An 18,799-nucleotide genomic window follows, 5' to 3' on the forward strand; every position below is an offset into this window, starting at 1 on the left:
GAGGCACAATGGTGATCATGACAGCGACGTCGTCCGCCACCTTCCTGCCGGTCCTGGAGCGCATCGCCGAGGAGATCGGCCACACGCCCGGGCGGGGCCGTCCCGCCGACTACATCCCGGCCCTCGCGTCCCGCGACCCGCGCAGCTTCGGCATGGCCGTCGCCGAGCCGGACGGGACGGTGTACGGGGTGGGGGACTGGCGGGAGCCGTTCTCCGCGCAGTCGATCACCAAGGTCTTCACACTCGCCCTGGACCTCGCCCGGGAGGGCGACGAGCTCTGGGAGCACGTGGGACGCGAGCCCTCCGGCAACCCGTTCAACTCGCTGGTCCAGCTGGAGTACGAGAACGGCATCCCGCGGAACCCGTTCATCAACGCGGGCGCCCTCGTCGTCACCGACCGCCTGCACACCCGTACCGGGGACGCGGCCGGCGAACTGCTGGACTTCCTGCGCGCCGAGAGCGGCAACCCCGCCCTGGACTTCGACACGGAGGTGGCCGCCTCCGAGACCGCGCACGGCGACCGCAACGCCGCCCTCGCCCACTTCATGGCGTCCTACGGCAACATCGACAACGACATACCGGTCCTGCTCGACCAGTACTTCCGGCAGTGCTCCATAGCCGCCTCCTGCGCCGACCTGGCCCTCGCCACCGGTTTCCTCGCCCGGCACGGCATCCGCGCCGACGGCAGCCGGCTGCTCAGCCGCAGCCAGGCCAAGCAGGTCAACGCGATCATGCTGACCTGCGGCACCTACGACGCGGCCGGCAACTTCGCCTACCGGGTGGGCCTGCCCGGCAAGAGCGGGGTCGGCGGCGGGATCATCGCCGTCGTACCCGGCCGGTGCACGCTGTGCGTGTGGAGCCCCGGCCTGGACGAACGCGGCAACTCGGTCGCCGGGGTCGCGGCCCTGGACCGCTTCACCACCCTCACGGGCCTGTCGGTCTTCTGAACCGGGAAACACCGGCTTGCGAACCGGAGGAACCGTCTCACCGGCCACCACACACCCGGGTCCGGCAACGGCTCCGCCCCGTTTCCCGCCGGTCACGCATCCGCTCCCGCACGGCAGGACCGGCGTCGCCCCCCGGCCACCCGGCGTTGCCACGCTGCCCCGGTGTTGGCCATGGCTTTCCCCGTCGATCTCCGCCACTGCCAGGCCCTGGGCCTGGCCGGCACCACCTTCCTCACGCTCGGCGGCGGGACGGCCGGCGCCCTGCCGGTCCGGGAGCTGTGGGCGCCCGCTTCGGCGCACGCGGCCCTCGGCCTGGTCGGGGTGTACTTCGGCATCGTCCTGCTGACCGCGGCCTGGCTGCTGACAGGCCGGCTGGTACGCGGCCCGCGCCCGCCCACCCCGCGCGCCCTGCTGCTGGTCCTGGCCCTCTGGGCGGCCCCGCTGCTGCTCGCGCCCCCGCTGTTCAGCCGGGACGTCTACAGCTACCTCGCGCAGGGCGCCATGGCCGACGCCCACATGGACGTCTACGCCCACGGCCCGGACCGGCTCGGCGGCCCGCTCGCCGACGAGGTCGCCCCCATGTGGCGGCACACCGCCGCGCCCTACGGCCCCGCCTTCGTGGCCCTGGCCGCCGCGCTGTCGGGCCTGACCGACGGCCGGGTCCCCGCCGGCCTGCTCGGCATGCGCCTGGTCGCGCTGGCCGGCGTGGCCCTCATGGCGGTGGCGCTGCCCCGGCTCGCCCGGCACAACGGCGCCGACCCGGCCGCCGCGCTCTGGCTCGGCGCGCTCAACCCGCTGGTGCTGCTCCACCTGGTCGCGGGCGCCCACAACGACGCGCTCATGCTCGGCCTGCTCGGGCTCGGCCTGGTCGCCGCGCACGGCCGCCGGCCCGCCGCGGGGGCCGTCGGCGCGGTTCTCGTCGCCCTCGCCGCCCTGGTGAAGGTCCCGGCGGCGCTCGGCCTGCCGGTCGTGGTCGCGCTCCGCGTCCGCTCCGGCGACCGCCCGCTGCCGGCCGTCCTGACCACGGCGGCGGCCTCCGCCGCGACCACGGTCGCCGCCACGGCCGTGGCCGGCACCGGGTACGGCTGGCTCGGCGCCCTGGGCACCCCGGTCTCCCCGGGCAACTGGGCGCTGACCAGCCTGCTCGGCCGGGCGACCGGCGCCCTGCTGGCCCGCCTCGGCAGCGGACTGGCCCCGCTGGCCGTCCCCGCCTGGCATCTGCTCGGGCTCGCGGCCGCCGCCGTCGCCGTGCTGCTGACCGCGCGCAGACTGCGCGCCCGGCCGGTGTACGCGCTCGGCCTGAGCCTGCTCGCGGTGGCGGTCCTCGGCCCGGCGATCCGGCCCTGGTACGCGCTGTGGGGCCTGTTCCTGGTCGCCGCCGCCGCGCCCGGCACCCCGGTACGGCACCGGGCGGCCGTCCTGGCCGGGGTGCTCGCCCTCGCCGTGCTGCCCAGCGGCGGCCCCGCCGATGCGGGACAGCTGGTGCTGGCGGTCTCCGGCGGGGCCCTCGGCGTCGTCGTCCTGTGGCAGGCCCGCCTGGCCGCCCAGGCCCCGGTCCCGGGACGCCCGGCATGAGGGGGCCGCGGCGATCCGGGGGAGTACGCGCACGGCCGGCACGGCTGCGACCGCGCACGGAGCGGGGCCGGCTGCTGCTCGTGCTGCTGCTGGTGGCCGCCGTCACCGCGTTCACGGCGACCGTGCCGCTGCTGCGGGACTTCTTCGATCTGCGGGTGTACTACGGCACCGTGCACACCTGGGCGCACCACGGCGGCCGGATCTACGACTACCGAGTGCCGGGCACGGTGTACGGCTTCACCTACCCGCCCTTCGCCGCCGTCGCCATGCTGCCGCTGGCCCTGCTCGGCCGGACCACGGCGATCGCCATGTCCCTGCTGGTGAACCTGGCCGCGCTCGCGGCGGTGCTGCGGATCCTGGCCGGGCCCGGCGGGGGCCGTCACGGCTGGTACCGGTGGGCGCTGTGCCTGTGCCTGCTGGCTATGTTCGAGCCGCTGCGGGACACCGTCAGCTTCGGCCAGGTGAACCTGGTGCTGCTGGCCCTCGTCCTCGCCGACAGCCTGCTGCTGACGGCCGGCCGGGGCCGCTGGGCGGGCGTCGGTACCGGACTGGCGGCCGCGGTGAAGCTCACGCCCGTGCTGTTCATCGGCCTGCTGCTGCTCGCCGGGCGCCGCCGGGCGGCGGCCACCGCGACGGCCGTCGCCGCCGCCGCGACCGCGCTGGCCGCCTGGGTCGATCCGGCGGCCTCCCGGTTCTACTGGACCGAGGCGCTGTGGGACACCGGCCGGGTGGGCCGGCTTGACTATGTGTCGAACCAGTCGCTGCAAGGGGTGCTGGCCCGCCTCGGCGAGCCGGGCCGCCCGCTGTGGGCGTCGGTGGTCCTGGTGACCCTGTGCGTGTGGGCGTGGCGGGCCCGCCGGGCGGTGGCGGCCGGTGACTGGCCGGCGGCGTTCGCCCTCACCGGCATCGCGGCCTGCCTGGTCAGCCCGATCACCTGGGTGCACCATCTGGTGTGGCTGCTGCCGTCCTTCGCGGTGCTGGTGCGCGCCGGGCACCGGCGGACCGCGGGCGCCCTCTACGCGGTGCTGTGCACCAGCATGGTGTGGCTGTGGTCCGGCGACGCCTCGGGTCCGGACGGGTTCCTCGGCGCCAACGCCTACGTCTGGGTCGCGCTGGGCCTGCTGCTCGGTCTGCCGGCGGGTCAGCCGCGGGCCGCCCGGCGGCCCTTGCCCCGCAGCGCCAGCGCCACGGCTCCCGCGCCGAGTGCGGAGAGCCCCGCCACGACGGCGGCGGGGGACCAGTCCGAGTCGTCGTCCGCGGCCGGCGCCCCGGCCGCGGCGAGCGGCACGGCCGACGGCTCGGCGCGGGAGGGCGGGCGCAGTCCGTCCAGCGAGCCCACCGGGTCCACCTGCCCGGCCGCCGCGAACCCCCAGTCGAGGAGCGCGCGGGCCTCCTCGTACACGGTCAACCCGCCGTCCGCCTGAGGGTTGAGCACGCTCACCACGAGGGTGTGCCCGTCGCGGCGCGCCGCGGCCACCAGGGTGTTGCCCGCGTTGCTGGTGTAGCCGTTCTTGATGCCGATCAGCCCGGGGTACGGTGCCACGCCGTCCTCGCCGGTGAGCAGCCGGTTGGTGTTCTCGATGGGGTACGACGAGCCGTCACCGGGAAAGCTGGCCTCGGCGGTGCCGCAGTACCGGGCGAAGTCGGGGTCGCGCAGGCCCGCCCGGCCGAATACCGCGAGGTCGAAGGCGGAGGAGACCTGGCCGGGGGCGTCGTAGCCGTCGGGGGAGACCACATGGGTGTCCAGCGCGCCGAGCGAGCGGGCCTTGTCCTGCATCCGGGCGGCGGTGGCCTCCCAGCCGCCGCCGAGCCGGGCGAGGACGTGCACGGCGTCGTTCCCGGAGCTGAGGAAGACCCCCCGCCACAGGTCGGCCACCCGGTAGGTGTGCCCCTCCTCGACGCCGACCAGGCTGCTGCCCTCACCGACGTCCGCCAGTTCGTCGTAGTGCACGGTGTGCTGGAGCCCGCCGGGCAGCACGGGCAGGACGGTGAGCGCGAACAGGGTCTTCAGGGTGCTCGCGGGCGGCAGTTCGCGGTGCGCGTCGTGCGCGGCCAGCACCTCCCCGCCGCCGGCGTCGGCGACGAGCCAGGAGAGCGCCGAGACGTCGGGCAGCTCGGGGGCGCCCCGGTGCGGCCGGACCTGGGTGCCGGACCTGTACAGCAGGGACGGCCCGGGCATCGCCGCCGGCGGGCGGGGCGGGGCGGGCTCCCCGGCCGGGGGTCCGGCGGCGGCAGCGGCCGGTGTGAGCACCAGCAGGCCCGTCACACAGAGGGAGCAGGCCGACACCGCCGCACGATACGAGAATCCGGAGATCATACGATCAACCTATGAACAGGGTGCGGGTCCCTCACCCCGCCGGGGCCGTTCGGGGTGCCGAGCAACCCGGATGCCGCACCGGGGCGTCCGGGGCCGGGGTCAGCCGGCCGGGAGGGTCGGCCGGACCTTCCGCAGGAACGTGGCGTTGTCGGGGGTGGCACGCAGCCGTTCGAGCAGGGTCTCCAGGGCGGACGGACCGCCCTCCCGGGAGCGCAGGGCGCGGCGCAGTCCGCGTACGGCCGTCAACTCGGCCGGGGTCAGCAGCAGTTCCTCGCGGCGGGTGCCGCTGGCGTCGATGTCCACGGCGGGGAAGACGCGCCGGACGGCCAGCTCCCGGTCCAGGCGCAGCTCCATGTTGCCGGTGCTCTTCAGCTCCTCGAAGAAGTAGCCGTCGGCGCGCGAGCCGGTGTCCACCAGCGCCGAGGCGAGGATGGTGAGGGAGCCGCCCTCCTCGGCCTGGCGCGCGGCGCCGAAGAACCGCTTGGGGCCGATCAGCGCGCCCGCGTCGACGCCGCCGCTCAGGGTGCGGCCGCCGGCGGCGGAGGCGTTGTTGTACGCGCGGCACAGCCGGGTCAGCGAGTCCAGCAGCACGACGACGTCCTCACCGGCCTCGACCAGCCGCTTGGCCCGCTCCACGACCAGCTCGGCGAGGGCGATGTGGTCCTTCGGCGAGCGGTCGAAGGTGGAGGCGTACACCTCACCGCGCACCGAACGGCGCATCTCGGTGACCTCCTCGGGCCGTTCGTCGAGCAGCAGGACGATCAGCCGGCACTCGGGGTGGTTGCCGGCCACGGCGGCGGCGAGCTGCTGGATCAGCACGGTCTTGCCGCTCTTGGGCGGGGCCACGATCAGGCCGCGCTGGCCCTTGCCGACCGGCGCGAGCAGATCGGTGAGGCGCCCGGTCAGTCCGGCGCCGGGGTGTTCCAGGCGCAGGCGCCGGTGCGGATGGAGCGGGGTGAGATCGCGGAAGTGGCGACGCGCGCGGGGCTCGGCGGGGGCACGTCCGTTGACGCGCGCGACCTCGGTCAGCGTGCGCTGGGCGCCCCGGACGCCCTCGACCAGGTCGCCCTTGCGCAGTCCGTGGCGGCGCACGAACGCCGGCGTGACCTGCGGATCGGCGGGGGAGGGCAGCAGGTGCGCGGCCCTCAGGTATCCCTTCCCGTGCGCGTCGATGTCCAGGACGCCGGTGACGAGCGGGGCGGCCGGTGCCTGCCGGGCCTCGGGAGGGGTCGCGAGTGTGGTGGTCATGCGGGTGTCCTTTCGCGGACGGAACAGGGAGGAGAAGCGGGGTGAGGCCGCGAGCGGGAGGCGTCTGCGACTGCCTCCGGGCGGCGGAGACGGCGCCTCGGGTACGGCGGGGAAGGCCCGTCACGAGGCGGTACCGGGAAACTGACGCGCCGGGGACCGGGGGATCCGGGACAGCGGCGAACCGATCAGCTGAGAAGGGGAGACCGGCACCGGCGCCCACCTTGGGCGTGCACGAGTGCCAATAGCACGCTACCACTGGATGGGGCGCGGTGTCCGTGATGCGGTCAACAAACCACCGGATCGTGGCATTCCCGCGGAGCCGGACGCCCGCCGGATCCGCCGACCGTACCACGCAACGGCAGGAGGCCGGACGGGAGTTGCACGGGACTGGCGTGGGCGTCCGGTCGTCGTGACGGTGGGCCGTCACCCCGGCCGGTCGCTCGTGGGGGTGGCGATCCGGTGTGGAGCGGGGCGTCGCCCCGGCCGGTGCGGCACAGTGGGCGGGTGCCTCGCCGACTCCTTCCGCTGGTGGTCGCCGTTCTGGTGAGCGTCGCCGGCTGCACCACCGTCAACCCCGCCCCCCACCCCGGAGCCGCCGGCTCCCGGCGCGCCCTCCCACCGGATGCCCCGGGGCGACCGTCGGTCCTCCAGGTCCCGGTGAGCGAGCCGGCCACCGAGGAGGCGCTCGTACGCACCGGCGACGGGCGCCCGGACCGGCCCGGCCCGGCCGCCCGTACCCGAGGGCCCGCGTCCGGCGGCGGACCGGCGCCCGCCGCGCCTGGCCGGGTCACCCCCGCCGTACCGGCCCCCCTCCCGCGCGCCGAGCGCCGTGCGCCCGCGCGGCACCCGGCCCCCCACCGCCGTACGGCCTCCCGCCCGCCCGCCGCCGTGATGCGCGACCTGTGCCGGCAGGCGGACGGCGTGGCCGCGCCCGAGATCGTCCGCCTCTGCCACGAGACCTACGGCTGACACCGGGCCCGGGCCGTGCGACGGCGGTCCGGGCGGCGTCGTAGGCTGCCGGCATGTTCGGTCCCGAAGGCCCCACACTCCGCGAACTCGCCGTACAGGCACTGTCGTCCGTGGAACACGGCTACGACCTGCTCGCGCCGAAGTTCGACCACACGCCCTTCCGGACCCCCGGTCCTGTGCTGGACGCCGTGGCCGAGGCGCTCGCGCCGCTCGGGCCGTTCACGGACGGACTCGACCTGTGCTGCGGCACCGGCGCCGGGATGCGGCCGCTCGCCCGGCTGTGCCGCCGCAGCGTCACCGGGGTCGACTTCAGCGCCGGCATGCTCGATGTCGCCCGGCAGCGGGTGCGGCCCACCGAAGTGCCCCGGGTCGCCTGGGTACGCGGCGACGCCCGGGCCCTGCCGTTCGCCGACGCCTTCGATCTCGTCGTCTCCTTCGGGGCGTTCGGCCACTTCCTCCCGGCGGAACTGCCGCGGCTCTTCGCCGGGGTGCGCGCGGCGCTGCGGCCCGGCGGCCGGTTCGCCTTCCCGGTGTTCGCGCCGCCCCGCCCCACGGACCCCGGATTCTGGCTGCTGGCCGGATTCGACGCGGTGATGCGGGTGCGCAACGCGCTGTGGCGACCGCCGTTCGTCATGTACTACCGCTCGCTCCGACTCGGCTCCTTCCTCGGGGAGTTGGAGCGGGCCGGGTTCACGGTCGAACCGCGCGTGCTGCCGGGGTTCGGCCGGCGAGCCGATGGCAGCCCGCGCGGCCGGCTGGTGGTGGCCCGGCGCGCCGGCGCGCCGGACCCGGCGGTCACACCGCGGCGGGCAGGGTGAACTCGTAGACCAGCGCGTCCTGTTCGGCGTGCACCACCAGATCCGTGATCTCCAGCGGGCGCGCGTACTGGTCGTGCACACGCCGGGTCACCCGGACCGAGGCGGCCTGCGAGACCTGGGTGATGGAATCGCGGTGGTGCAGGCTCAGCCCGGCCTTGCGCATCCAGTCGTAGGCCCGCCCCAGCTGCACGGGCGTCACGCCGTCGGCCCGCTCCCGGTAGCGCGCCAGCTCCGCCACCTCGGCCAGGGCCACCGCGGAGAACGATGTCACCGCCGTCCGCAGCGACCGGCCGTCCGGTGAGACCGACCGGTAGCGGTGCACCAGCGTCGGCCGGTGCGGGGCCAGGCCCAGTTCCCGCGCGTGCTCGGGCGTCGGCACCTCCCAGGTCACCGTGGCCCGGTCGACCGCACAGGGGTCCGCCGGCCGGGCGCCCACCGGGAAGGCGAGCGAGTCCGGCGACTCCACCGGTCGGCCGGGCAGCATGGCGTGGCTGCCCCGCCGGTCGGTGGCGACCACACCGCTGCGGCGCAGCACCTCCAGCGCCTGGCGGACGGTCTCCCGGCTGACCCCGAAGTGTGTGGCCAGGTGCCGTTCGCCCGGCAGCCGTTCACCCGGCGGAATCGTGCCGTCGCGCAGCTCGCCGAGCAGCAGCGCCGCTATGCGTCCGTACAGGGGCCGGCCGTCGTCGGGCGGGGGATCGTGCGGGGTGGTGCGGGCCATGCCGCGCCCTCCTGTCGGTGACAAGACGTAGTCGTACGGGTTCATTGCGCGACCACAATTAGCATTGGTCTAAACCACGAGGGAAGGGCGGCCGGTGGTTTCGACCGAAATCCACCCCGCCCGCCACGACGGTCACCGGGCGCCGTGACGTGCGCTCACAGGGGGCGGGAGAGGGTGTCGACCAGCGCCGACTTCCGTGGATCATCGGCGCGGCGGTGCCCCGTGCGGTTCATGACGCGGCCCGGCGGCACCCCGGCCTCGGGCCGTGCTGCCCCCGGGAGCCACCGGAGCCGTCATGGCCGAAAGCCCGCGGGTTCGGGCCCTGTTGGTCCCCGGGGGCCACCCGGCGGCCTCCGGGGGCCCCGGGGCGGGTCGAGCGGCCCCCGGCCGGCCCGTGCGGAAGGGGCCCCTGCCGTCCCGCCCGCCGGCCGGGCTCAGGCGTACGAGCGCAGCCAGCGCACCTTCGCCGCCTCGTGGAACGGGCCGCCGCCCTCGTGGTCGTTGAAGTCGTACACCTCGATGGTCCTGTCCTCGTGACCCCAGGCGTTGAACGCCGCGAACACCGTCGACGGCGGGCACGTCTGGTCCTCCAGGGCCGCCGAGAACAGGGCGGGCGCCCGGCCACGGGCCGCGAAGTGCACCCCGTCGAAGTAGGACAGCGTGCGCAGCACCTCGGCGGCGCGCCCGCGGTGCGTCTTGAGGAACAGGCCGATCTCCCGGTACGGGTGACGTTCCGTCAGCGTGACCGCGCGCGGGAAGTCGCACAGGAACGGTACGTCCGGGGCGACCGCGACCAGATCGGGGACCAGGCCGCCGACCGCGATCGCCAGGCCGCCGCCCTGGCTGGCACCGAGCACCACGGTCCGGGCCGCGTCGGTCAGCGGGTGCGAACGGGCGGCCTCCACCGCGCGTACGGCGTCGGTGATCACCCGGCGGTAGTAGTAGTTCTCGGGTGCGTCGATGCCCCGCGTCATAAAGCCGGGGTAGGCCGGCGCCGCGCCCACCGGGTCCGCGGTGTCACCCCCGCCGCCCCAGGCGCTGCCCTGCCCGCGGGTGTCCATCAGGAAGTGCGCCCGGCCCGTCGACGCCCAGAGCAGGCTCTCGTGCGGCAGGCCGCGCCCGCCGCCGTACCCGAGGAGCTCCACCACCAGGGGCAGCGGTCCGGTGGCCCCGGCGGGCAACCGCAGCCAGCCCTTGACGGGGTGGCCGCCGAACCCGGCGAACGTCACGTCGTAGACCTCGACCGTGGTCAGGCCGGTGTCCACCGGCTCGAAGCGTGCGTCCAGGCCGTACTCGCGGGCCTCCTGGAGGGTCTTGTCCCAGAAGGCGTCGAAGTCCTCCGGTTCGGTGGACTCGCTGCGGTACGCGCGGAGTTCGTCCAGGGGCAGATCGAACAGGGCCATCAGCAACCGCCTTTGTGAAGGAAGGGTAAGCGGTCTCACGGTACGTGGGTGATCGGATCTCCGGCCAGGGGACCGGTGCTGCCGGTGCCCTTTCCCACCCCTTCGCGCGACGGATCGATGTGCCAGGCCCGGGGTTGAGCAAACGCTTGCTTCCCGGTGGCCGCGCGCGGTTGCGGCGGGCGCCCGGGGGCCCGGGTCACCCGCCGGTCACATCCGTGGCTGGGTCCACCGCGGCCCGGTCCGCTCCCATTCCCGCTCCCACTCGGCGAGCCGGTGACGCAGGGCGATCCGGCGCTCGATCGCGCGGCCGAGGAACACCGCCGTCGCCGTGCCGCCCGCCGCGCACAGCCCGACGGTCACCGCGTGCTGCCACACCGCCGCTTCGCCCGGCGGCGGCGCCACACTGCGGCCCCGGGAGTCGAACCACACCGAGACCGGCTCCCCGGGGCGGGCCCCGGCCGGTACCTGGGCCCACGTCGTCCGTACGCCCTCGCCCGGTTCGGTCCAGCGGATCTGGGCGCGGTAGGGCTGCCGGCGTTCGCCCTGGTCCGCGGCCGGCCGCTCGGCCGGGTCGCCCACCACGACGGCGCGCACCTCGTGACGCTGGGTCCGCTGGACCGCGGCGAGCGCCCGGGCCTTGTCATGGGCGTGCAGGCCGGCGAACACCCCGACCAGGGGCGCGGCCACACACAGCAGGACGGTGAACAGCAGGACCGTCCACGCCTCCACGACGTCCGACCGGCGTCGCAGCGGATTGCGCCGCCAGCGCCAGCCACGCACCCGGGTACGCATGTCCACCTCCTCGCCACCGCAGGAGCTACCGAGCCGGCGGAGCCGGGTTCCCGGACCGCCGCCCGCGCCACTCACGCGCACGAACGTCGACACCCGTCTCGTACCCCGTTCGGCGCACCTCGCGCATGCCGCGAACCGCGAGTTCCGGCCCGAATGGCGCACGGCGGACACCGCGCGCCCCCACGATCGCGTGCCGGGCGCCGCCGCGCGACCGGGGCGCCGGAGCGACCGCGCGCGGTGTGCAGGGCAGGCGCGTTCCCCTCGGACGCGCTTCTCGGCGTAGGTGTCGGCACCACCGGGACCCCGCGTCCCGGGCGGGCGCGTCCGTCGGCGGAGGGTACCGGGTCCCCCGGGATGCGCGCGCTCGGCGCAGGGTGCCGATGCCCGGCCGGGGCGTGCGCCCCGAGTGAACGAGCCGGCCCGCAGCCGGAGGGTACGTGCTCCCAGCCGGTCCCGCGGGCGGGAGGCCGGGCTCGGTCTCCGGTACCCGCCGTCAGCCGAAGCGCTCGATGCGAATGCGTTCCACCGGCTGGCCCGCCGCGACCAGCAGCCGGGAAGCGTGCTCGGCGAAGGCGTTGGAGCCGCACACATAGGCTTCCCATCCACCAATGGGCTGCTCGGCCAGGAGCGGCGCCACATGTGCGGCCGCCATACGTCCCACCGGCACCCCGGGAGGAGCGCTGCGGGTGAACACGGGGGTCGTCTCCGCGCCCAGCTCGGCCGCGTAGATCAGCTCCTCGGGGCTGCGTGCCGACACCAGCATCCGCAGCGGGACGGCGAGGCCGCGCGCCCGGTGGTGCCGCACCATCGACATCAGCGGTACGACCCCGGAACCGGCCCCGAGCAGCAGCGCGGGCCGGTCGCCCGGCCAGGCGAAGAAGCCGCTGAGCGGGCCGCGCACCTCCACCGTGTCCCCGGGCCGGGCCACGCTGTGGAACCAGCCGGAGACCTCGCCGTCCGGCACCCGGTCCAAGGTCAGCTCGATGTGCCCGGACGCGTCCGGCGCCGACGCGATCGAGTAGTGGCGCTGGGCCGCGTAGCCGTCCGGGGCGGTCAGCCGCAGCATCAGGTGCTGGCCCGGCAGATGCCCTGCCCAGCCCGGCACCGCCAGGCGGAACGTGGCCGCGCGCGGCGTCTCGCGGCGGATCTCCGTCAGCGTGGCGGTCCGCCACCGCGCCGCCGTCTGTCCGCTCACCGCGATCCGCCCGGGGACCGCGAACCGTGTCACGGGAGTCGTCGTCTCAGTCACCGGAGTACCGCTGCTCCTCCCACGGGTTGCCGCGCGCGTGGTAGCCGTTGCGCTCCCAGAAGCCCGGCTCGTCGTGGTCGAGGAGCGTGATGCCCGCGATCCACTTGGCGCTCTTCCAGAAGTACAGGTGCGGTACCACGAGCCGCGCCGGGCCGCCGTGCTCGGGCGGCAGCGGAGCGCCGTCGTACTCCCAGACGATCCAGGCCCGCCCGCCGGTGAGGTCGGCGAGCGGCAGGTTGGTGGTGTAGCCGGTGTGGGAGTAGGCGAGGGCATGTGCGGCGGACCCATGTGGCCGGGCCACATCGAAGAAGGCGTCCAGTGAGACGCCGCCGAACCGCACGCCGAACTTCGACCAGCCGGTCACACAGTGGATGTCGCCCTCGTACGCCGACGCCGGCAGCGCGTGCGCGGCGTCCCAGTCCCAGGTGTGCGGGCGGTCGACCAGGCCGTCCACGCGGAAGGACCAGTCGGCGGACGAGAGGTCCGGGGTGACCTCGGCGGACAGGACGGGCCAGTCCTCGCGCGCGTCGTACTGCCCGGGCGGCAGCCCCGGGTTGTGGACGCGCGGGCGGCCCGTGAAGCCTCGCGTGACGTTCATGGTTCAACCGTACGCTGTCGTTCCGGGTGCTCCGTCCCTGGTCGGCGCCCGCATCGTTGCGGCCGTATGAACTCTGCCGGGGCCCGGGAATACCGCCTCCGCGCCGCTCCTTGCACGATCGGTGCCGGCCCCGGTGGGCCGGTGACACAGCGAGCGACCGGTCGAGAGAAGCGAGGAAACGAGGATGCCCCAGGCAGATGTGTCCCAGGCCGTGATCGAGGTGCCCGCATGAGCGTCGTGAGCAGCCCGGACGCCGGCCCGGACCGGGCCGCCGCCGGCGTCCCGCACGTCCTCGACAACCCGGCCCTCGCCTCCCTGACCGGCCCGCACGCCCGCTTCGCCGAGCGGCGCGGCCGGGTGCTGCGCTACCCCGTCGACGTCTCGCCGTGGCTCGCGCTGCCGGACGACCCCGACGAACGGGACTGGGCGGACCTGGCCGCGCTGGCCGGTCCGGGCGCCGAGGTCCCGCTGCCCGGCTTCGGCGGCCGGGTCCCGGCGGGGTGGGAGGTCACCTTCCGGCTGGAGGGCGTCCAGCTCGTGGACGACGCACTGGACACCGCGCCGGACCCCGAGGCGGTGCGGCTGGGGCCGGCGGACGTGCCCGAGATGCTGGACCTGGTGGCGCGCACCCGGCCCGGACCGTTCCTGCCGCGCACCGTGGAACTGGGCACCTACCTCGGTATCCGTCGCGACGGCGCGCTGGTCGCCATGGCGGGGGAGCGGCTGCACCCGCCGGGCTGGACCGAGATCAGCGCGGTCTGCACCGATCCCGCCGTCCGCGGCCAGGGCCTGGCCACCCGGCTGATCAGGGCGGTGGCGCACGGCATCCGGGAGCGCGGGGAGACGCCGTTCCTGCACACCAGCGCCGGGAACACGGGCGCCATCCGGCTGTACGAGTCCCTCGGCTTCCGGCTGCGCCGCCGCACGGTGTTCCTGGAGGCGCGGGCACCGCAGGGCCAGCCGGACGACCGCGCGGCGGTACCGGTTCCGTAGCCGCCGACGCGCCCGCCGGAAGGACGCGGCCGTGCGCGCGGGCGACGGCCGCCGGTGCGCCCGCTCGCAGGACGCGGCCGTGCGCGCGTGCGGCGCCGCCCGGCGTGCCGTCCTCACTCCGTGTCCGCGCCGGCCGGCCCCGCGTTGTACCGCTCCAGGTACGCCGCGAACCGCACCAGGTCCTCCTCCGGCCACTCGGCGAGCCGTTCCCGGAAGGCCGCCCGGCGGCTGCGGGTGACCTGGGCCAGGATCTCCCGGCCGGCCTCCGTCAGATGCAGCACCTGGACCCGGTGGTCCTCCGGGTCCAGTCGGCGCTCGATCAGCGCGGCCCGCTCCAGCGCCGCCACCTGCCGGCTCACCGTGGACTTGTCCAGGGCGTAGTGGGCCGCCAGGTCGGTCGCCCGGCAGCCGTCGCGTTCCTCCAGGTGTCCGAGCAGCGTGTACGACACCAGGGACAGCTCCGGGTGCATACGGCCCGCCGAGGCGCGGGCCCGCCGGGCGAAGATGGTCATTTCGCGCTGGATCGTCTCGACGGCCGACTCCGCTGCGCTCACGGGCAGTACCTCCTCCGGGGTTTCTAGTTGTATAGTACAACTTGAAGTAAAAGTTGTATAAGCCAACCTTTGGAGGACGCGCGCGATGAGGTCACCGGCACTGCGCCATGTGCTCACGCACCTGATCACCCCGCTGCTGATGTGCATAGGCATGGGGCTCGCCTACATGGGGGCGTTCGTCACCCCCGAGCCGCACCACCTGCCGGTCGCCGTCGTCGGCACCACCCCCGAGGCCAAGGTCTTCGCGCAGACCGTCAAGGACACCGCTGGCGAGAAGCTCGACGTGCGCACGGTGGCCACCCGCGCCGACGCCGTCGACCTGCTCAAGTCCCGCGAGGTCACCGGCGCCTACCTGCCGAGCGCCAAGGCGCCCGAGCTGCTGGTGGCGAGCGCCGCCTCCGACATGGGCGCCATGGCCGTACAGAAGGTCTTCACCCCGGTCGCCGCCGGGCAGGGCGTGCCGCTGAAGGTCACCGACGTGGCCAAGCCGGTCGCCGACGACCCCACCGGGCAGGGCCTGTTCTTCCTGATGATCGCGGTCAGCATCGGCTCCTACGCCTCGGTCGCCGCGCTCGGCGCCGCCGGTGCCGCCCTCGCGATGCGGATCCGCGCGCTGCTCGCCCTCGGTGTCTCCGCGGTGGTCAGCGGTATCGGCGCGCTGCTCGCCGGGCCGGTGTTCCACCTCGCCCACCACGACCTCGCGGGTGTGTGGGGCATGGCCTGGCTGTACTCGGCGGGCATCCTGTTCATCGGCGTCGGCCTGCACACGTTCCTGAAGCGGTGGACCACGCTGACCATGATGGTGCTGTTCGTGATGCTGAACTTCACCAGTTCCGGCGGTTTGTTCCGGCCCGAGCTGCAGAACGGCTTCTTCGGCACCCTGCACGCCTTCTGGAACGGCGCGGGCTTCGTGGAGGGCGTCCGCAGCCTGCTGTACTTCGGCGACGACGGCCTCGGCCGCACGGTGTGGACCCTGGTGCTCTGGCTGCTGGCCGGTGTCCTGGTGACCGCGGGCGCCGCCCTGTACGAGGGCGCCGGCCGCACCCGCCGGGAAGCCGCCGACCCCGGGACCGGGACCGGTGCCGCGCCCGCCGGGTCCGAGACCGGTCGGACGGGCCCGCGTCACGCCAGGGACGACGCCGCGCGGGAAGTCGAACGGGAGGCCGAGGAGGAAGCCGAGGAATCGGTCGCCGTCTGACGAACTCCCCGGGGCGGCAGGCCCGTAGGGCCGTGGGGTAGGGTGGCCGTCCGGCCGCGGAGACCCGCGGCCCCTGGGACGAGGAGGTGAGACCCATTACCGCTGTGTCGGCTGGGGTGCTCTCTCCTCGTGACGGCGCGGTACGCCGGCAGCGGTGACCGCGGGAGCGCCCTGAAGTTAAGCGCTCCCGAAAGGCCTTCCGCTTCCATGCCCGTACCCGCCCCCATGACCCCCTCCGCCATCGTCTCCGTGCTGCGCGCCGCCGGGTGCGTCTTCGCCGAGGACGAGGCCGGGTTGATCCTCGCCACCGCCCGCACCCCCGAGGAGGCGGCCGGCATGGTGGACCGGCGCGCCGCCGGACTTCCCCTCGAACAGGTCCTCGGCTGGGCCCGATTCCACGGACTGCGCATCGCCGTGGAACCCGGGGTGTTCGTCCCCCGCCGCCGTACCGAGTTCCTGGCCGGCCAGGCGCTGGCCACCGCGCCGGACGCCGGCGTCGTCGTGGACCTGTGCTGCGGCTCCGGCGCGCTCGGCGCGGCCCTCGCCCACGCCCTGCCCGGCGCCGAGGTGCACGCCGCCGACATCGACCCGGCCGCCGTACGCTGCGCCCGCCGCAATCTCGCCCCCTTCGGCGGCCGCGCCCACCAGGGGGATCTCTACGACGCCCTGCCGCCCGGCCTGCGCGGCCGGGTGGCCCTGCTGACGGCGAACGTGCCCTACGTCCCCACCGCCGAGGTGCCCCTGCTCCCGGCGGAGGCCCGCGACCACGAACCGCTGATCGCGCTGGACGGCGGCGCCGACGGGCTCGACGTGCTGCGCCGGGTCGCCGCCGGGGCGTCCGAGTGGCTCGCCCCCGGCGGCCGTCTGCTCACCGAGACCAGCGAACGCCAGGCACCCGCCGCCGTACGGGCCCTCGCCGACGCGGGCCTGACGACCCGTCTGGCGGTCGACGAGGACCTGTACGCGCACGTGGTGATCGGCGTACGCCCCGCACCGGAAGGGGAGGGGGCGGCGCGCTGACCGGCGTCCGCCCGCCCCTCTACGGCAGCTGCTGCGCCCGGGCGATGAGCAACGCCACGTCGTCGTGGTTGTCCGGGTGGCGCAGCGTGCGCAGGAGGTGGTCGCAGGTCTCCTCCAGCGGGCGGGCGGGATCGTCCAGCAGGGACAGCAGCAGGGCCAGCCGCTCGTCCAGCGAGTGGGAGCGGGTCTCCACCAGCCCGTCGGTGTAGAACACCAGCTCGTCACCGGGCTCGAAATCGACCGTGACGGTGGAGAAGCCGACCCCGCCCACCCCGAGCGGCACCCCGGTGGGCAGGTCGAGCAGCTCCGGCGGGCGGCCGGGCCGTACCCGGGCCGGCGGCAGATGGCCGGCGTTGGCGATCCGGCACCGGCGCACGTGCGGATCGTGGACGGCGTACACGCAGGTCGCGATGGAGTGGTCCAGGGCCGAGGTCGTCTTGTCCAGGTGCTCCAGCAGCCGGGCCGGGTCGAGGTCGAGCGCGGCCAGGGTGGTGGTCGCGGTGCGCAGCCGGCCCATCGTGGCGGCGGCGCTGACCCCGCTGCCCATCACATCGCCCACGACGAGCGCGGTCTTGCCGCCCTCCAGCGGGATGACGTCGAACCAGTCGCCGCCCACCTCGCTGGTGGCCCCGGCCGGCTGGTAGCGGGAGGCCACCTCAAGGCCGGTGGTGACCGGCGGATGGCTGGGCAGCAGGCTGCGCTGGAGGGTGAGCGCGGTGTTGCGGGCGTTCTGGTACCAGCGCGCGTTGTCGATCTGCACGGCCGCGCGGGCCGCCAGCTCCCGCGCCAGCAGCACGTCGTCCTCGTCGAAGGGGGCCGGGTTGCGGGTGCGTTTGAGGTCCAGCGCGCCCAGCACCTCCCCGCGCGCGATCAGCGGCACCGCGAGGTAGGAGTGCAGGCCCGCCCGGCCGAGCAGCACGGCCGCCTCGGCGGAGCGTGCGATCAACGGCAGGTCCGCGTCCTTCACCTGCGGCACCAGCACCGCCTCGCCGGTGCGCACGCACTCGGTGACCAGCCGGTCCGGTCCGTACCGGGCGATCTGGCCGGGCGGGTCGGCGGCCCGGACCGCGTCGCTGCCCTCCGCCGGGCGCACGGCCAGCGCCCGGATCACCGCGGACTCCGAGGGACCCAGCGCGCTGGGCCGGCCCTCGACCACCGCGTCCAGCAGGTCCACCGCCGCCACGTCCGCCAGCTCCGGCACCGCGACCTCGGCCAGTTCGCAGGCGGTGCGCTCCAGCTCCAGCGTGGTGCCGATCCGGGCCGAGGCGTCGGCGATGACCGCGAGCCGGCGCCGCGCGGTCTCCGCCTCGACCGAGGCCCGGTGCTGCTCGGTGATGTCGACCAGCGAGACGGCCACCCCGAGCACATGGCCCAGGGTGTCCTCCAGCCGGTACAGCGAGTGCGACCAGGTGTGGTCCTCGTCCGGGTCGGCCGGGGTGCGGCCGACCAGCGTGTCGTCGATCAGCGGCACGCCCGTCTCCAGCACCCGCCGGGCCGCGGCCTCCAGGTCGCCGACGTTCAGCAGCGGCACCACCTCCGGCAGCGTCCGGCCCACGTGCTCGGCGGCCGGCACCCCGTTGATCCGCTCCAGGGCCGGGTTGACGGACACGAACCGCAGCTCGGTGTCCAGCACGCCGTAGCCGATCGGGGACTGCTTCACCATCCGCTCGGACAGCGCCACGTCCTGCTCCAGCCGCCGTACGGTCGACTGGTCGGCGGCCAGCCCGAGCGCGTACACGTCCCCGCGGTCGTCCAGCAGCCGCATGTTGCGGAACTCCACCAGACGGGTGCTGCCGTCCTTGTGCCGGACGGGGAAGCCGCCCGCCCAGCTCTGCCCGGTGCGCATCACGTCGGCGAACAGCCTGCCCACCAGCCGGCTGTGCTCCTCGTGCACCATCAGCCGGGCGGCGTACTGGCCGAGGGCCTCCTCGGCGGTGTACCCGAACAGTTCCTCCGCCTGCGGGCTCCACAGCACGATCCGGCCGTCCGTGTCCAGCACCACCGACGCCACGCCCAGGACGTCCAGCAGGCCGCCCGGGGGGACCGGCCCGCGCGCGGGTTCGCCGCTCTCCGTCACCGGAGCCTCGGCCGCACTCATGCCACGCACCGCCTTCGCCCGTCCGCACGGCACGCCGTGCCTCGTGCCGACTGCCCTCGTTCTACCGCGCTCACACCCGACTCTCCGCCGCCGTCGCCGTTCTCCCTCCACCATCCCTCAACACGGCGGCGGACGTCCGCCGGAGCCGTCGCGCCGGTGGTGCGCGCGGCTCGGGGCTCCCGCCGGGACCGTACCGCGTGGTCCCGGCGGGCCGTGAGAGTTCACGCTCATGTTGCGTGATTGGTCTGTACATGACTATGACGCCACGCCAGACTGTCCGCCGTCCGAGTGCCCCGTCG

The 18,799-nt window shown here is 75.1% G+C and carries 16 protein-coding genes and 2 pseudogenes; 8 read left to right on the forward strand and 10 right to left on the reverse strand.

The annotated features are described in order from the left end of the window. Window positions 1-8 precede the first annotated feature (8 nt). From ABD350_RS36400 to ABD350_RS36410, 3 genes are all read left to right on the forward strand, one after another. Window positions 9-947, forward strand: coding sequence for a glutaminase (locus ABD350_RS36400; RefSeq protein WP_344353470.1), 939 nt, complete (start codon window positions 9-11; stop codon window positions 945-947). 171 nt (window positions 948-1,118) lie between these two features. After that, window positions 1,119-2,522, forward strand: a complete 1,404-nt coding sequence (gene mptB, locus ABD350_RS36405; RefSeq protein WP_344353472.1) for a polyprenol phosphomannose-dependent alpha 1,6 mannosyltransferase MptB — start codon at window positions 1,119-1,121, stop codon at window positions 2,520-2,522. Then, the gene (locus tag ABD350_RS36410) at window positions 2,519-3,946 is read left to right on the forward strand and encodes a glycosyltransferase family 87 protein (protein ID WP_344353475.1); all 1,428 of its coding nucleotides are present in this window, start codon (window positions 2,519-2,521) and stop codon (window positions 3,944-3,946) included. Before mptB ends, ABD350_RS36410 begins: the two co-directional genes overlap by 4 nt. Window positions 3,947-4,005: 59 nt before the next feature. On the opposite strand, the pseudogene ABD350_RS36415 reads toward ABD350_RS36410, so the two are convergent. Together ABD350_RS36415 and rho are read right to left on the reverse strand one after the other, a co-directional pair. Then, window positions 4,006-4,839 (reverse strand): annotated as a pseudogene (locus ABD350_RS36415) (D-alanyl-D-alanine carboxypeptidase family protein); the annotation flags it as partial. Between the two features lie 99 nt (window positions 4,840-4,938). Continuing rightward, window positions 4,939-6,087, reverse strand: a complete 1,149-nt coding sequence (gene rho / locus ABD350_RS36420; RefSeq protein ID WP_344353477.1) for a transcription termination factor Rho — start codon at window positions 6,085-6,087, stop codon at window positions 4,939-4,941. 504 nt (window positions 6,088-6,591) lie between these two features. Here rho and ABD350_RS36425 point away from each other — a divergent pair. Both ABD350_RS36425 and ABD350_RS36430 read left to right on the forward strand, forming a co-directional pair. Further along, window positions 6,592-7,056 (forward strand): hypothetical protein, encoded by a 465-nt coding sequence (locus tag ABD350_RS36425; protein WP_344353479.1) that lies wholly within the window; start codon window positions 6,592-6,594, stop codon window positions 7,054-7,056. A 53-nt stretch (window positions 7,057-7,109) separates the two neighbouring features. Next, window positions 7,110-7,874 carry a class I SAM-dependent methyltransferase gene (locus ABD350_RS36430; protein WP_344353481.1) on the forward strand — a complete coding sequence of 255 codons (765 nt, stop codon included), beginning with the start codon at window positions 7,110-7,112 and terminating at the stop codon, window positions 7,872-7,874. Here ABD350_RS36430 and ABD350_RS36435 read toward each other — a convergent pair. The 6 genes and pseudogenes from ABD350_RS36435 to ABD350_RS36460 all read right to left on the reverse strand — a co-directional run bounded on the left by ABD350_RS36435 (window position 7,852) and on the right by ABD350_RS36460 (window position 12,637). Continuing rightward, window positions 7,852-8,595, reverse strand: coding sequence for a GntR family transcriptional regulator (locus tag ABD350_RS36435; RefSeq protein WP_344353482.1), 744 nt, complete (start codon window positions 8,593-8,595; stop codon window positions 7,852-7,854). The two genes, ABD350_RS36430 and ABD350_RS36435, sit on opposite strands and share 23 nt — an antisense overlap. A 155-nt stretch (window positions 8,596-8,750) precedes the next feature. Beyond that, a pseudogene (locus ABD350_RS36440) lies at window positions 8,751-8,917 on the reverse strand (EstA family serine hydrolase); the annotation flags it as partial. Between the two features lie 112 nt (window positions 8,918-9,029). Then, window positions 9,030-9,998, reverse strand: coding sequence for an acetylxylan esterase (locus tag ABD350_RS36445; protein WP_344353484.1), 969 nt, complete (start codon window positions 9,996-9,998; stop codon window positions 9,030-9,032). Window positions 9,999-10,205: 207 nt separating this feature from the next. Then, on the reverse strand, window positions 10,206-10,790 hold the full coding sequence (locus tag ABD350_RS36450) for an Rv1733c family protein (protein ID WP_344353486.1): 585 nt from the start codon (window positions 10,788-10,790) through the stop codon (window positions 10,206-10,208). Window positions 10,791-11,283: 493 nt separating this feature from the next. Further along, window positions 11,284-12,039: a ferredoxin reductase gene (locus ABD350_RS36455; RefSeq protein WP_344353488.1), complete on the reverse strand. Its 756-nt coding sequence runs from the start codon at window positions 12,037-12,039 to the stop codon at window positions 11,284-11,286. Continuing rightward, entirely contained in the window at window positions 12,032-12,637 is a 606-nt protein-coding gene (locus ABD350_RS36460) for a sulfite oxidase-like oxidoreductase (RefSeq protein WP_344353490.1), read from the reverse strand. The genes ABD350_RS36455 and ABD350_RS36460 overlap by 8 nt, the downstream gene beginning before the upstream one ends. Window positions 12,638-12,865: 228 nt before the next feature. On the opposite strand from ABD350_RS36460, the gene ABD350_RS36465 reads away from it, so the two are divergent. Then, window positions 12,866-13,630 (forward strand): GNAT family N-acetyltransferase, encoded by a 765-nt coding sequence (locus ABD350_RS36465; protein WP_344353493.1) that lies wholly within the window; start codon window positions 12,866-12,868, stop codon window positions 13,628-13,630. A 113-nt stretch (window positions 13,631-13,743) separates the two neighbouring features. Here the strand turns inward: ABD350_RS36465 and ABD350_RS36470 are convergent, their stop codons facing one another. Then, window positions 13,744-14,184, reverse strand: a complete 441-nt coding sequence (locus tag ABD350_RS36470; protein WP_382466668.1) for a MarR family winged helix-turn-helix transcriptional regulator — start codon at window positions 14,182-14,184, stop codon at window positions 13,744-13,746. 85 nt (window positions 14,185-14,269) lie between these two features. Here ABD350_RS36470 and ABD350_RS36475 point away from each other — a divergent pair, with 85 nt between their 5' ends. Both ABD350_RS36475 and ABD350_RS36480 read left to right on the forward strand, forming a co-directional pair. After that, entirely contained in the window at window positions 14,270-15,382 is a 1,113-nt protein-coding gene (locus ABD350_RS36475; protein ID WP_344353496.1) for an ABC-2 transporter permease, read from the forward strand. Window positions 15,383-15,589: 207 nt separating this feature from the next. Next, window positions 15,590-16,402, forward strand: a complete 813-nt coding sequence (locus tag ABD350_RS36480) for a putative protein N(5)-glutamine methyltransferase (protein ID WP_344353498.1) — start codon at window positions 15,590-15,592, stop codon at window positions 16,400-16,402. 19 nt (window positions 16,403-16,421) lie between these two features. Here ABD350_RS36480 and ABD350_RS36485 read toward each other — a convergent pair whose 3' ends face one another. Next, a complete protein-coding gene (locus tag ABD350_RS36485; RefSeq protein WP_344353500.1) occupies window positions 16,422-18,500 on the reverse strand; it encodes a SpoIIE family protein phosphatase in 2,079 nt (692 codons plus the stop codon). Window positions 18,501-18,799: the final 299 nt, after the last annotated feature.

It is taken from the genome of Streptomyces nogalater, assembly GCF_039532885.1.
GTDB lineage: Bacteria > Actinomycetota > Actinomycetes > Streptomycetales > Streptomycetaceae > Streptomyces > Streptomyces nogalater.